This is a genomic window from Flavobacterium mesophilum, assembly GCF_039581405.1.
Taxonomy (GTDB): domain Bacteria; phylum Bacteroidota; class Bacteroidia; order Flavobacteriales; family Flavobacteriaceae; genus Flavobacterium.
Window position 1 is genome coordinate 179,600 of record NZ_JBCPXZ010000001.1, and the last position, 14,366, is coordinate 193,965.

The following is a 14,366-nucleotide window of genomic DNA, read 5'->3' on the forward strand; positions in this document are numbered from 1 at the left end:
CAAAATTGGCTATGATTCAAAATATAAAAAAGATTTTCAAAATCGTCACGATGCTTTTTGTCACTGCAGTTTTTGCACAACAAGACCCGCAGTACACGCAGTATATGTACAATACACTCACGGTAAACTCTGCATACGCGGGTTCATTGGGGCATTTAACGGTAACCGGACTTTATAGAACACAATGGGTTGGTCTCGATGGAGCGCCAACAACGCAATCATTTACACTGGACACTCCTGTGGCAAAAAACGTTGGACTTGGTTTATCTATCGTTAACGAAGAAATTGGCCCTTCAGAAGAGCAATATATTGATGCCAACTTCTCTTATACCATTAAATCTGGTGATACACATAAATTGTCATTTGGTATTAAAGGAGGCGGACGAGTAGTCAATATCGATTGGTCAAAAGGAAGTCACAGAGATCCTGATGTTGAATTTCGTGAAAATGTTACCAATAAATTTCTTCCAGTGGTTGGTGCTGGTATGTACTGGCATGGAGAGAGAGATTACATTGGTATAGCGGTTCCGAATTTCTTGACAAAAGAGCGATACAATTACGATGATATTGCAGATGACCTTGTAAATGAAAGAATGCATCTTTACCTCATCGGCGGAATTGTTTTTGATCTTTCTGCGCATACAAAATTCAAACCTGCAGTTTTAGTCAAATATGTCGCAGGAGCTCCTATAATCGCTGATTTCTCGGCTAATTTCATGTTCAACAATGTCTTTACTCTTGGTGCGTCATATCGTACATCCGATTCTGTAAGTGCTTTGGCTTCTTTACAAATTGCTCCTCAGTTTATGATTGGTTATGCATATGATTACACCACAACAGAATTGCAAAATTACAACAGCGGAACGCATGAAATTGTACTTCGTTTTGAATTGATATCACGCAAAAATGGCTTAAAATCACCTAGATTCTTTTAATACTTAATTTATGAAAAAAAGAATTACTATACTGATACTACTGACGATACAGCTGGTCAACGCGCAAACAAAAAACAAAGCTGCCGATGCTCTTTTTGATAAAATGCATTATATCGATGCCGCAAAATCTTATGAAATGTCGATAAAAAATGGAGATGGTTCAAAAGAGATGTTGCAACGCATAGGAGATGCACATTATTTTAATACCCAAATGCAAAGAGCCAGCGAATGGTATGGCAAACTTTTGTCTGAATATCCAAATGATGTTTCACCAGAATATTATTTCCGATATGCGCAGTCTTTGCAAGGAATCCAAAATTATGATTTAGCAAAAAAATGGATGAAAAGCTTTTCTGAAAAGCAAAAATCTACAGATTCCAGAGGCCAGAATTTCTCGCTAAAAACCGTGACGCTTGAAGACATCAAAAAAATAAAACCACAGTTTATCCTTGAAAATCTGGAAATCAATTCGGCCTATTCTGATTTTGCTCCAATGTTTTACAAAGGAGATTTGGTTTATTCAACAACTTCTGATTCTTCGTATATCAAAACTGCAAAATATGGCTGGAACGATCAACCGTACTTGAATATACAACTCGGAAAAATTAGTGAATCACAAACCAATGTGACTTTTAAAGAACGTTTTGGAAAAGAAATCACCACACAATATCACGAAGCTTGCGTTGCTTTTTCCCCAGATGAAAAAACAATTTATTTTACTCGAAATAATTATAACGGAAAATTAAAAAGAGACAGCAAAGGTGTCAACAATTTGAAGATTTATTCGGCAAAAGCGGTAGAAAACGGCAACGGAACCGTGAAATGGGAAAATGTAAAAGAACTACCTTTTAATAGTGATAATTATTCTGTCGGACAGCCTTCGGTTAGTAAAGACGGTAAAAAACTTTATTTTGTTTCTGATATGCCAGGAACAATCGGTTCTAGCGACATTTTTGTTGTTGATATTTTAGGCGAAGATCAATATTCAAATCCAAAAAATTTAGGCGAAAAAGTAAATACCAGCGGACGCGAAATGTTTCCGTACATAACCGATAAAGCTTTGTATTTTGCCTCTGATGGATTTTTAGGACTTGGCGGACTTGATGTTTTTGAAAGCCGAATAAACGACGGAATTTTTGACACACCCGCAAATCTCGGAGCGCCATTGAACAGCAGTATGGATGATTTTGCCTACATAGTAAATGAATCAACCAACAAAGGTTTTGTTTGTTCTAATCGAAAAACCGGAAAAGGCGACGATGATATTTATTCTTTCGAAAGAAGCTGTACACAAGCTATTGAAGGGTATGTCTTTGATGCCATTTCAAACAACAAAATTGCCGGCGCGATCGTAACGCTTAAAAATAATGCGGGCATAAAAATAGAAGAAACGGTTTCTAAAATTGATGGAAAGTTTGAATTCAGCGAAAATATAAATTGTTCCACATCTTATACAATTGACGTTTCAAAAGACAATTTTAATAGCAATTCAGTTGTTGTTGCAACGCCAGAGCATTCAGGAATTACAGAAGTTCCTGTTGGACTTGATGCAGGACTTGTTTTGCGCGAAAATGGAGTTTTAAAAATCAAAATTGGAATTATCTATTTTGATCTTGATAAATCAGATATTCGCTATGATTCGGCAATCGAATTGAACAAAGTGGTTTTATTAATGAACCAATACAGCAAAGTAGTCATAAAAATAGAATCACACACCGATTCGAGAGCCAATGACCAATACAACCTTGAACTTTCTGACCGAAGAGCCAAAGCAACACGAGATTATATCATTTCGCAGGGAATTCCTCCTGAACGCATAGAAAGCGCTATAGGTTATGGTGAAACACAACTTCTTAATAATTGTTCAAATGGAGTTCCTTGTACAGAAGCACAACATCAAATAAACAGACGAAGCGAATTTATAATCACTAAAATGTAGTTTTTAAGATGCTAAGGTGCTAAGATTCTAAGGTTCTAAGTTTTTCTTCTGAAGAAGCGCTAAAGAATCACTGCTGGGTCTTTCTTTAGTTTCAATTCTTTGCCAAGGCAATAAATACTCTAATTAAATGTTTATAATTAAAAGACAAACATTTTAATTTTAAGAGTATATGTATTTAATAAAACTGAAAAATAGAAACCCTTTTTTATTGTTGATTTTTATCTTTTGCATTTCGATGCAAGGATATGCGCAAAAAGAATTGGAGAATAAATTCAAACCTATTCCGTCAAAAACGCCAAAAACGAAAGAGGTTCTTCCTCCAACAGAAGAAGCACCAAAAGTGAATCCGCCCGCGCCTGTCGAGAAACCGGATCCGTCAAAAATTGATCCGAAGGAACTTTTCAAAGACACTAATTTGTATAAACAAGAAGCAAATGTTCCGGGTATTTTTTACAGACAAAATCAGTTTTTAGGAAGTTTTAAAACCTCGACTTTTACTTCGACAATTCGTTATCGTGACGCAGCTTTTGTAGATGGAGATAAAATCAAAGTGTATTTGAATGATAAAGTAATTGAACCAGAAGTAAGCATGAAAGGAGAATATCAAAGCATTAAAATAACGCTAGTTCCGGGAATAAACAAAATTGATTTTGAAGCCCTAAACGAAGGTTCTGCCTCTCCAAACACTGCCGAATTCCAAGTTTATGATGACAAAGGTGCTGTAATAGAATCAAGCCAATGGAATGTTGGTACAGGCTATAAAGCCACAATTGTTTTGTATAAAGAATAAGTAAAAATTGTAATTAAAAACCAAAAATCCCATTCCTGATGAAATGGGATTTTTTATTTATAACTGTTTTTAAAACAAAGCTCAAACTGTAGTTTAGGTTTGCAAAAAAGCAGCGTAGAAATTTTATCAAAATAAAGAATTTTAGAATGTTATATTTGTCTTATAAATCTAAAATATGAATTCGAAGTTTACTTTTTTGTGCACAATAATTTTTGGATGTTTTATTTCCTGTACAAGCCTAAAACAAAAACCACAAGCTGATAATATTACTAATTCGTTTGTTACAGCTGAACCTGTAACGCCGAGTTGTCACGCTGCCACTTTGGTTGAAACAAAACCAAATGAGATTTTGGCATCTTGGTTTGGCGGTAAATATGAAGGCGCAAAAGATGTAGGTATTTATGTGGCTTCTTATAAGGACAAAAAATGGTCTAAACCGGAGAATTTAATTAAACCATTAATAAAAGGACAAGACACTTTGCCTTGTTGGAATCCGGTTTTATTCAAGAGTGAAAGCAAAAAACTGTATTTATTTTATAAGGTTGGAAAAAATCCGAGGGAATGGTTTGGTGCGATGATTTCTTCAAATGATGACGGAAAAACATGGAGCAATCCTGAATATCTGCCAGACGGAATTTTAGGTCCAATAAAAAATAAACCAATTGAAATTACTTCCGGACTTATTTTATGCGGAAGCAGCACTGAAAGTATACAAAACAATTTATGGAGAAGTCATGTTGAAACTTTTGACGAAGCGACCGGAAAGTGGACAAAAATCAATATAGAAGACAATCAGAATTTTGATATTATTCAGCCAACATTTTTGGTTCATTCTAAAAGCGATATTCAAATGCTTTTTAGAAGTAAACATAACAAAATTATCACAAGCTGGTCACACGATATCGGACAAAACTGGACGAAAACGGACAGTATAAATGTTGTCAATTCAAATTCGGGAATTGATGCTTTAACGGTTTCAAATAAATCTTTTTTATTGGTTAATAATCCACTGAAAATGGGGAAAGATTGGTTCAACGGAAGAAATGTTCTGGATGTTGAATATTCAAATGATGGAATTAACTGGGAGAAACTTTTCGATTTAGAAAATCAGAAAGAAGGAGAATTTAGTTATCCGGCGATTATTCAGACTTCAGATAAAAAAGTGCATATTCTTTATACTTATAATCGAAAGCTGATCAAGCACACTGTATTTGATTTAAAAAAATAAAAAAAAAATCCCATTTAACTCGACCGCGCGGATTTACAATCCGTGCCCGCAAAGATTGGTTTGGACTTTTTACTTTTAATGTTTGCTTGTCGTTATGGGCACGAATTGCAAATCCGCGCGATCGTTGCGAAGAAGATTCGCGCGATCGGATTACGTACTATTCATAAAATAGAAATTATTTTAGCACGATAGTATCTACCCTTTTTAAAACAACAGCATTTTCATTGTAAATTATTCTATTGTATACTATATTTTTTTTATATCTATAAGAATAAAATAAAGCTATGTTTTTACTTTTATAGTTTGATAAAAAACCTAGTTCCGAATCTATTTCATCTTCATTTAAATGTTTTTTATAATCTACAAAAAAACATTTTTTATAATAATAAGTTGTAAACTCGTATTTTTTTTCAACAAAATATTTTTTTTCAACAAAATCATCAAGTTCATTTAATAATTCTTGACTTGATAAATTATCATAGTTAGATAGTTGATAATATTGACAAATACTATTTTTATTGTAACTATCATCGATCGATTCGATTATTAAAGACCTATTTTTAGTGCAACTTGCTAAGCTAAGAAGAACTATTATTTTTATTGTTTTTAGCATAAATTAAATATTTCCCTTAAGTTCTCCTACTATATCAATCTTAGTAATAAATGGTTTGAAATTTCTAAAATGCTGTAATACAAACCAAACATAAAAAATGTCTTGGTCGTACTTATGTATGTGAGGTTTTTCGAATTAATAAAGATTTGCAGATATATAGTTAATAGACTCCTAATCATCATTGTAGTAATTCTCATTATGAAAATTATCTCTATAAATAAGAGTACAATATTGCTCTCCTTTTCTTTTTCCTGCTCTTATATTGATAGCCTTGTTTTTAAAGTCATATATTTTAATTTCCTTAATTATTTATGTTTTTAATTAGTAAAGTATCAGTCTTTAATACTTGATCATCTATGTAATAAATTTCTAGCTTTTTGTCTTTTTTATATCTATTTTTCTCGTGCTAAAATCCTTACTGATTAAAATTAAAGAAAAAGTGTCTTTTTTTTTTTACTCCGTTTAAATTTACAAAATGCAAATACTTCAAATCTTCAATTTTGCAAAAATGTCTGTTTACATGACTCTATAAACTCAAAAACTTATAGTATCTTCTTTACTGAAAACGAGTTTGTCTTTTTTGTATATAACCCTTCCAAATATTTTTCTGGTATCCATTCCATCATATTTATAATAATAAATTTTAGATACTAGATTATTATCAAAACCGTCAATCTCACCAAATTCATTGTCTCGAGCTGATTCATAAACTGTGTCATAATCATAATCCGAGAAAAATTTTTTTTTATAAAAAAACACCATAAAATCATCATGTTTCTTTATTTCTTGATAAGGATATTTTTTATTTACGAAAGATTCCAATTTATCCAATAATTTCTCATCGGATAAATTACTATAGTCAGAAATTTGATAATATTGAAATACAAATCCTGATGTAAAATAATTAGGGTCAGATAAACTCTTGCCGGTTTTTAATCTTTCATTTAAATGAGAATTGATTGGCTCTATTTTGATTTTATTGTCAGAGCATGATGTTAATATCATTAATATAAATCCGATGTAAAATATAGTTTGATTTTTCATTTTAATAAAATTAAATATTTCCTTTGAACTCACCTACGATATCAATCTTAGTAATAAATGGTTTGAAATTTCTAAAGTGCTGTAATACAAACCAAACATAAAAAATGTCTTGGTCGTATTTATGAATATCCGGGAAATCGAGCCCAAAATGGTCGTAATAAATATATTCGAGCCCCATTTCAAAATTCGTTCCATTAGTTTTGTAACGAGTAATATAAATTTGATAAGTCCAAATATCATTCATCGCGATTCTTAATCCGCTAAAATTGTCATCAAATTTTGGACTTTTTATGTCATTCTTAAGTAAAATTTTATAAATCTTCCCATTTGAATCATCTTTAATTTCTAAGTCATCGATTTTACCTGAATTTGATTTTAAGTATTCTTTTATTGCATCTTTTACTCCTTTTATAAACTCAATTGAATTATCATGTTTAATAGTTGCATTTGTTAAGGTTTGATTAGTATATTCTCCTCCATTGTTAGATCTAACTTTTTCAACCATATCTCTAACCACCGTTTTAATATCTCCCGAAGCATAAATCCACATTTTATCTTTAAAAATTTCAAACAATTCATCATTGCTTTTTTTGCAAAAAATCTTAATTTGTGATAAGCGATCTTCAGCTAAATATTTTGCTCTGGAATGAGAGGATTCTACAGAATTCTTTTTTCCTATTAACTTATTGTATTCTTCCAAATACAGCTCGTTTTGCAATTTATTAAAGCCTATTTCATTTTCAGGATAATCGCCATGAAGCATATCTGGCGCGGTTTCGTTAGTGCTTATTATTTTATCGCCAACTTTAATTGCTCTCTTTCCTTTTCGTCTGGAACCTTGCAAAATTAAAATTGGAAATTTAAGTTTCTTTAAACTCAATGTAACACTAACGGAATCATCTGTCTTTTGATAAAAAGCATAAATTCTGCCTGTCTCAAAATCATGATTTATTTTAAAAGCAATCGTTATCTTACTGTCTTCTAATTTGTTTAATGAAGCTACTCCGCCAATAATCTCTTTTTTATTGTCGTCTAACTTTATAGCCCATTTTAGAAGCGCTACTTCCGTAATACTTGGTTTTCTAGTTGGCGTAGCTTTAAAACTATACGATTTGCCAAGCTCAATTTTATCCACTAACTTATCATTATCATCAAAAGGACCTTCAACTTTTGATATTCTAATATTTGTTGGAGGCTGTCGATCTTGTTTGTCATTATAATTTATTGCTTTATCTGCATTCTGAATTATTTTCCCACCTGATCGATTAACAATATGAGAAGCATCATTTCTGATAGTTCCTAAAGCTTCCTCAAGAATATTTTTAGCTACTATAGTTATCCTTCCCATGATTAAGAGTTAATTGTATTTTCGCCGGAATTATTTTCAATGTTTCCTTTGCTGTTTTGAATGTGATTTTCTTGCGATAGAGACTCTATCTTTCCCGAAGCATTTCTTGATATATCTTTCGCATCAGACGAATAATTTTCAGTTGCAAGTTTTGTGATATTCTTAGCCGCTAAAAGATAATCTTCTGTTGCACTTTGTATAATATTTAAACCTGCGTCAGTTTTATGATTCATTCCTGCACTTTCAGTAATATCACCCCCTGCAGTCGTAGTAATGCTTTCAGAAGCATTTATAATCAAGTTTTTACAGTTAATCGTAAAAGTTTCTGGCACAGTCAAGGTTGTACTTTTAGACTGTTCATCCATATGTAGTTCATTCCCGCTAGGGTCAGAAAGCCAGATTCCCACTTTTTCTATAAACTTGAACAACATCCCAAAACGAAGTTTCCAACCTTTAATGCTGTTGTTCTCATCAAAAAACTCAGGCATTTCACGTCCGTTATAATATGTTCCTGAAACATAAGGGCATTCGGCATTGCCACCTTCAAAACCAATTCTGACTTCTTCACCAATTTCTGGCCTGAAATACATTCCTTTTCCCAAACCTGCGTAAGGTTGAACCATACGCATCCAATCGCTTTCGTTCCCACGGCCGTTCCAATAATATTCAACCCTAATGCGGCCCATTTTTTCGGGATCGTTATTGTCAATCACTTTTGCAGGTTGGCTCTCCGCAAGTGCAAAAACTTGTGGATTAGTGTAATGTGGCACGGCAACATCTGCAGGAATGGCTTTGAATTCGCAACTGTAATTACCGTTTACTTCTGAATGATGGATTACTTCAACGGCTATCAATTCATGCTCGACAGTTTTGTTCTGAATAGTAAAAGCCTGTCCCAAGCCAATTGGATAATAGGAAATCCCGTTATAGAAAACACTGTTTGCATCTTTTGACTGAGTCTGCAGTTTTACCATTTCTTCAATTTCCTCCTTGTTCTGCGCGTTGTTGGTGTAAATCCCAACACCAAGCTCCCTCGGAGCAACTGAAGGCTGGTTGAATCCCATTGAAACGGCAAATCTGTCTCTGCTTCCTGTATTAGTCCTTTCAGATGAATTGCGTATACTGTTGGCGACAGAATAATCATATCCGCCGAAAGAAATTTTACGGGAGACCAAACTTGTTTCGATCGTAAATTTATGAAGTGATGATCCATTAATCAGTTTTACCTTGCTGGCTTTTGTCTGGCCAAACTGCATCCGCATACCATCAAAATAAAACCATTGTCCATATCGTGCAGCAAGTCTTTTAAGAAAATCAAAACTGGTTTCATTGTATTGCAGTTTATTGGAAAAAACTTTAGAATGAGTTGGTACTATGGCATCCCTTTGATAAAATTCTCCTGAATTGGTTTCTCCAAAAATCTCAAGAGCAATCTGCTGCAGATTTCGATTAAGAAAAATTCTAGATTTTTTCTGATCGTCAAGAAGTACAGAATGGCTGATGCCATAAACATGAAGACCTGCGGGGCTCCCGTGAAGGTCAACAGATTTTAATGCGTTAATAACACCTTTAGACATCAGTCTGATTCCATTGACTTTGAAGGTAAAAATCACTTCGCTTCCAATATATTTACTGATGGCTTTTTCCTGGTCTTCGGGATCGATAATGGCTTTTCCTGTGTACTGCCAGATAAAGGAAAAATAATGGTGATCAGCCATTTTCTGCGAAAGTTGCAGATCATAATAAATGATGTTTTTTTCGAATGAACTTATCGAAATATGAACTTGCTCTAATAATTTTGACATAATTGACTGGCTTTTAGTTGAGTTGGTGTATTTGTAAATATATCTTTACAAATACTCTCCGTTTAGCCCCTAAAAGACATTTTTGCAACAGAATAAGATATTTTTACTGTCACAAAACCGTAAAAAAAATCCCATTCATTAGGAATGGGATTTTTTATTTTTAGTTATTTCTAAATTAAAGCCTAAACCGTAGGCTCAATAACATCTTCTGTTTCAATTTCTTCAACAGGAGCCGAATTATCATCCAACCATGCAATAAACAATTTATAGCCTATTGAAAATACAATCGGTCCTACGAATAACCCTATAAATCCTGACATGATGAATCCTCCAATAACACCGAGGAAAATAATCAGCATTGGCACCAAAGCTCCTTTTCCTAACAAAAGTGGTTTTAAGACATTATCTGACAATCCGCTGATGATGAAAAATATCGTCCAAAAAATAGCATGACCAGAATCGCCTGTAGAAAATAAATAAACGATAACACCAATATTAATGATAATTGGCCCAATTTGCAGAATTGAAAACACAAGGCAAATTAAAGTCAAAATTCCCGCATACGGAATATCTGCCATAAACAAACCAACAGCTTGAATAATCGTTTGAATTACCGCTACGCCCAAAATTCCTTTAACTACTTGAAAAATTGTTGATACTGAAATTGTCATAATTTCGTCTGCTTTATTTCCTGCAATTTTCCCAAGAAATTTCATTGCAAATTCCTTTCCTCCAGAGGTTACTAATAAAACCCCAGCAATAATTACGGATAAAATAAATTGCAAAAATGCTGCACCAGAACTCAAAATACTTCCCATAATTTTTGACGAAAACTCTTTAATCTGATCCTGATATTTTACTACGCCTTGCTCAATATCTGTTGACATCATGAGTAAAAATTCATAAAGAGGTTTACCAATTATCGGCCATTCTTTTATGTTTTGCCCGGGAGGTGCAATTTTTAAGGTTCCAGCTTCAAAATTATTTTTCAATTCTAAAAAATTGGCTATAGCCGCCTTCAAAGAATAAATGACAGGCACCAGCATTACTGCAATAATCACAAGTGTTATTATAATCGAAGCCAATGTTTTTCTTCCTTTTAAGATTCTTTGCAGAAAATCAAACATGGGATAAAATGCCACGGCAAGTATAACCGCCCAAAGGATTGGCATAAAAAATGGCAACAATAATTTGAGACAGAATCCGACAATCAGAAATATGAAAAATAACTGTAAAATAGTGTCAAAGAGTTCTTTGCGTTTATTCGAATAAGATGTTTTCATGTTTATTTTGATTTAGATGTGATTGGTTAAATTATTTTTGTTTATCTCGAGAAAAATTAGCGTCTGAAACCAATCTTCCTATTAAAATTACTGGATACAAAACTCCTGTGAGCACTTCAATCTGAACAAGAGAACGTGCTATAGGATGAAGTGGCACAATTTCGCCATAACCTGTAGAAGTCATGGTAATGTAACTGAAATACATAAAACTCGCCTGATCGCTGTTGCTTTCAAATTGTGAGTCTGCGATATTGAAAGATCCTTCAATATGTCTAAAAAGAAATAAATATAGCGTACACCAAAAATGAACCATTAGCATATACACCACAATTGAGCCTATTATTCTATAGGTATTGACGGGTCCGGGCTCTAAGACCTTTTTTAAAACTAATATGATCAAAAGCGCCATAACTGCTACTGATAAAATAAGATCAGCAAACAATATGATGATATTCCGGTTGAAATAATCAATCCATTGTATCAGAACAAATAGAATTGGAATTACTGAAATAAGAAAGGCCTGTTTTTTATGCTTGGAAAGTGAAAAAATACCAGCAAACAGAAACAACATCCAAAAAATATTTAAGACAATCATAAAATGCGGATAATTGCCAAAAAATGGAATGGCAATAAAATGCATAATGAAAAGCAAAATAAGCATTCCACGGAGTCCACTTTCTTTATTCCATAAGCCAAATAAAAAGCGATCTTTTTTTACATTCATAACTGTATTCAATTTTTAAGATTAAATTGGTATCGGCTCTACTTCTACTCTTCCAATTGGTCTTCGCCAAAGTTTGAAAAGCAGAATTATTAAAATGGGAAAAAAACATATCGCTGACATCACGAGATAAATATCTTTGTAAGCCAATAATATTGCTGCCTGCGAGGTTTGATTCGAAAGGCTTTTTTCTGCTTTTTTTTGGGCCTCAGCATCTGATAATCCCATATACATAAAATTTCTTTTGGAGCTTTCTAATTGGTTTTCAGCCGTTTTATTAATCGCTGTCAATTGCTGGCTTAAACCTGTTTTATGCTGGACATTCATATTCGAAATAAAAGTTCCAAGAATTGCGCTTCCAAGTAGAGATGCAAAAACGGCTTGCGAAATAATTCCTGTCATCATGCGTGATGTGCTCAATGGCGGCGGAACACCTTCTGAAATATAAAGCAAGGAAACAGGAAAGAGGAAACCAATTCCCATACCTTTAAAAACAAGCGGCACAAAAAAATCAGTAGAATCAATTCCGGGATAAAATCTAAAAAATAAAATAATATGATAAAATCCATAACAGGCAAACCCAATGACCCAAATCGTTGCCAAATAAATCCTTTTGTACAAAAGATAAGTCGAAAGCGGAATCGAAATACACAACCCAAATAATATGGCTAAATGGGTCAAAGCATTAAGAACTGGGTCAAAACCTAACACATTAGTCATATAGCCTGTTACAACACTTCCCGTGCCATTCATTACGCCAATGTAAAACATCAAGAAAGCGCCAATTACTACATTTTTGTACTTATAAACATCTGGATTGATAATCGGGTCGGCTGTAAAACGAGCATGCAACAGATAAATTCCTGCCATAATCAACAATAAACCTATTGCCAATACTATTTTAGGATCGCTCAGCCAATTTCTGGTTTGTCCTTCGGCACACAAAAAAAGAATAATCAGAAAGAATAAAAGCATGATAATCCAACCGCGCCAATCAAATTGAAAAGCATTTTTCATTGGAGCAACATCGGCTTTATAAAAAAACCAAGCGAGCAGAATTCCAACTAAGAAATTGGCATTCAGAAAATAAATCCCGAAAGTCCAATTGTGCATACTCGTAAAATTAGTTCCTAAATATTGATACAAATGCTGGCTTCCTTTTTGAATAAACTGCAAAATTCCATACAACAAAGCCATATTAAAAGCCGGATTGTATTTCATCAAAATCGGAACCATTGAAGCGAATATTCCAATTACAGAAACAATAGCCAAAAGCGATCTAAAAAACACAAACCACTCAATACTAGACACAAACAATAAAGCCGTATTGAAAATCAAAGACAAAAAACACGCCGATAAAATCATAGTTCTCACCTTGATTTGCTTTCCTAATTTTAGTCCCAAAGGCATAAAACCAAGCATAGCAAAAATGGGAATGTAAATCGAGTACGTAAAAACGGTTGTCGATTCTCCAAAATGTCCCATAATTTGGGAATTGTCATAAGTGGTTACATTAAGCCCATTAAAAAAAGGAATGGTAAGGATGTATAATCCTATAAGAGTAAAAACGCTTCCTTTTTTTCCTGCAAACATCTCTTATTTTTTTACGTCAACTGTAACATTCATTCCTGGTCTAACTTCCTGCAATTCTTTGGCAGGCGTTTCAAATTCAATCTTAACGGGAATTCGTTGTGTTATTTTTACAAAATTCCCTGTGGAGTTGTCTGGTTCAACCATAGAAAATTTTGCGCCTGTTGCTGGAGAAAATCCAACTACTTTTCCTTTAAACTCTTTTCCGTCAAGAGCATCTATTGTAATCGTTACTTCTTGTCCGCTTTTAATTTTTTCAATTTGCGTTTCTTTGAAATTGGCAGAAACCCATAATTTTTGACTCAAGACAATTGTGGCAACCGTTTGGTTTGAGTTTATTAATTCTCCAATCGATAAATTGCGTTCCCCCACATATCCGTCTCCCGGCGCAATAATGCTGGTATATGATAATTGCAGTTTTGCGGCGGCCAAATCAGCTCTCTTTCTTTCTACTGTTGCTCGTGATGCTTCAAGATTAATCGTACTTTGCTTGGTTATCGAACTGCTAGCTTCCAGATTCTTTTGCCCCGCTTTCACATAAGCTTCTTCCGATTTTAATTTTGAAATTACCTGATCATATTGATTTCGAGTCACAGCTGAATCTGCATACATATTTTTGAAACGCTGATAGTCTTTTTGGGCTTTTTCAAGGCTAGCCATATCGCCAGCCAATTTTTCCTTTCCTGATGCCTGATTTGATGCTGACGTTGTAATATTTTGTTCCAATGAATGAAGATTACCTTCAGCTATAGCCAAATCAGCTTCGGCCTGCATTACTTTAATGACATATTCAGAATCGTCTAAAACAACAAGCGTATCACCTTTGTGAACCAATTGATTCGATTCAAATCTAATTTCCTTAATATGCCCCGTCGCCCTCGCTGCAACACTGTTGATATAAGCTTCAACCTGAGCATTATTAGTCGTTTCATAAGTACTGAAATCAAAAAACAAACTCAAAATCCACAAACCACCAGCAATCAAAAAACCAAAAGACAGCACGGTAAGAATGGTATTTCTCTTTTTATCTTTCTGAATTGTTTCGTTTTGTGCATTTGCTTCGCTCATAC

General features: G+C 33.7%; 12 protein-coding genes. 4 read left to right on the forward strand and 8 right to left on the reverse strand.

Annotated features, from left to right (window positions below; translation table 11 throughout):
* Nucleotides 1-11: 11 nt before the first annotated feature.
* From AAYQ19_RS00665 to AAYQ19_RS00680, 4 genes are all read left to right on the forward strand, one after another.
* On the forward strand, nt 12-935 hold the full coding sequence (locus AAYQ19_RS00665) for a PorP/SprF family type IX secretion system membrane protein (protein ID WP_343532785.1): 924 nt from the start codon (nt 12-14) through the stop codon (nt 933-935).
* A 10-nt stretch (nt 936-945) separates the two neighbouring features.
* The gene (locus tag AAYQ19_RS00670; protein WP_343532787.1) at nt 946-2,874 is read left to right on the forward strand and encodes an OmpA family protein; all 1,929 of its coding nucleotides are present in this window, start codon (nt 946-948) and stop codon (nt 2,872-2,874) included.
* Between the two features lie 169 nt (nt 2,875-3,043).
* Nucleotides 3,044-3,664: a hypothetical protein gene (locus AAYQ19_RS00675; protein WP_343532789.1), complete on the forward strand. Its 621-nt coding sequence runs from the start codon at nt 3,044-3,046 to the stop codon at nt 3,662-3,664.
* Nucleotides 3,665-3,839: 175 nt separating this feature from the next.
* Nucleotides 3,840-4,892 (forward strand): sialidase family protein, encoded by a 1,053-nt coding sequence (locus tag AAYQ19_RS00680; protein ID WP_343532791.1) that lies wholly within the window; start codon nt 3,840-3,842, stop codon nt 4,890-4,892.
* A 175-nt stretch (nt 4,893-5,067) separates the two neighbouring features.
* On the opposite strand, the gene AAYQ19_RS00685 is transcribed toward AAYQ19_RS00680, so the two are convergent.
* The 8 genes from AAYQ19_RS00685 to AAYQ19_RS00720 all read right to left on the reverse strand — a co-directional run bounded on the left by AAYQ19_RS00685 (nt 5,068) and on the right by AAYQ19_RS00720 (nt 14,364).
* Complete coding sequence (locus AAYQ19_RS00685) at nt 5,068-5,505, reverse strand: hypothetical protein (protein ID WP_343532793.1); 438 nt, start codon at nt 5,503-5,505, stop codon at nt 5,068-5,070.
* A gap of 534 nt (nt 5,506-6,039) precedes the next feature.
* Nucleotides 6,040-6,549 carry a hypothetical protein gene (locus AAYQ19_RS00690; protein ID WP_343532796.1) on the reverse strand — a complete coding sequence of 170 codons (510 nt, stop codon included), beginning with the start codon at nt 6,547-6,549 and terminating at the stop codon, nt 6,040-6,042.
* 10 nt (nt 6,550-6,559) lie between these two features.
* On the reverse strand, nt 6,560-7,897 hold the full coding sequence (locus AAYQ19_RS00695) for a DUF3289 family protein (protein WP_343532798.1): 1,338 nt from the start codon (nt 7,895-7,897) through the stop codon (nt 6,560-6,562).
* A gap of 2 nt (nt 7,898-7,899) precedes the next feature.
* Complete coding sequence (locus AAYQ19_RS00700; RefSeq protein WP_343532800.1) at nt 7,900-9,702, reverse strand: type VI secretion system Vgr family protein; 1,803 nt, start codon at nt 9,700-9,702, stop codon at nt 7,900-7,902.
* Between the two features lie 182 nt (nt 9,703-9,884).
* Complete coding sequence (locus AAYQ19_RS00705) at nt 9,885-10,985, reverse strand: AI-2E family transporter (protein ID WP_343532802.1); 1,101 nt, start codon at nt 10,983-10,985, stop codon at nt 9,885-9,887.
* A gap of 31 nt (nt 10,986-11,016) precedes the next feature.
* On the reverse strand, nt 11,017-11,709 hold the full coding sequence (locus AAYQ19_RS00710) for an ion channel (protein WP_343532804.1): 693 nt from the start codon (nt 11,707-11,709) through the stop codon (nt 11,017-11,019).
* A 21-nt stretch (nt 11,710-11,730) separates the two neighbouring features.
* On the reverse strand, nt 11,731-13,299 hold the full coding sequence (locus AAYQ19_RS00715) for an efflux MFS transporter permease (protein ID WP_343532806.1): 1,569 nt from the start codon (nt 13,297-13,299) through the stop codon (nt 11,731-11,733).
* Between the two features lie 3 nt (nt 13,300-13,302).
* Nucleotides 13,303-14,364, reverse strand: coding sequence for an HlyD family secretion protein (locus tag AAYQ19_RS00720; protein WP_343532808.1), 1,062 nt, complete (start codon nt 14,362-14,364; stop codon nt 13,303-13,305).
* Nucleotides 14,365-14,366: the final 2 nt, after the last annotated feature.

What these genes read in the sequence shown, in the direction of transcription:
- AAYQ19_RS00705 (WP_343532802.1), bottom strand. Translation starts at nt 10,985, where the DNA reads ATGAAAACATCTTATTCGAATAAACGCAAAGAACTCTTTGACACTATT.
- AAYQ19_RS00700 (WP_343532800.1), bottom strand. Translation starts at nt 9,702, where the DNA reads ATGTCAAAATTATTAGAGCAAGTTCATATTTCGATAAGTTCATTCGAA.
- AAYQ19_RS00720 (WP_343532808.1), bottom strand. Translation starts at nt 14,364, where the DNA reads ATGAGCGAAGCAAATGCACAAAACGAAACAATTCAGAAAGATAAAAAG.
- AAYQ19_RS00675 (WP_343532789.1), top strand. Translation starts at nt 3,044, where the DNA reads ATGTATTTAATAAAACTGAAAAATAGAAACCCTTTTTTATTGTTGATT.
- AAYQ19_RS00715 (WP_343532806.1), bottom strand. Translation starts at nt 13,299, where the DNA reads ATGTTTGCAGGAAAAAAAGGAAGCGTTTTTACTCTTATAGGATTATAC.
- AAYQ19_RS00690 (WP_343532796.1), bottom strand. Translation starts at nt 6,549, where the DNA reads ATGAAAAATCAAACTATATTTTACATCGGATTTATATTAATGATATTA.
- AAYQ19_RS00665 (WP_343532785.1), top strand. Translation starts at nt 12, where the DNA reads ATGATTCAAAATATAAAAAAGATTTTCAAAATCGTCACGATGCTTTTT.
- AAYQ19_RS00670 (WP_343532787.1), top strand. Translation starts at nt 946, where the DNA reads ATGAAAAAAAGAATTACTATACTGATACTACTGACGATACAGCTGGTC.
- AAYQ19_RS00695 (WP_343532798.1), bottom strand. Translation starts at nt 7,897, where the DNA reads ATGGGAAGGATAACTATAGTAGCTAAAAATATTCTTGAGGAAGCTTTA.
- AAYQ19_RS00685 (WP_343532793.1), bottom strand. Translation starts at nt 5,505, where the DNA reads ATGCTAAAAACAATAAAAATAATAGTTCTTCTTAGCTTAGCAAGTTGC.
- AAYQ19_RS00680 (WP_343532791.1), top strand. Translation starts at nt 3,840, where the DNA reads ATGAATTCGAAGTTTACTTTTTTGTGCACAATAATTTTTGGATGTTTT.
- AAYQ19_RS00710 (WP_343532804.1), bottom strand. Translation starts at nt 11,709, where the DNA reads ATGAATGTAAAAAAAGATCGCTTTTTATTTGGCTTATGGAATAAAGAA.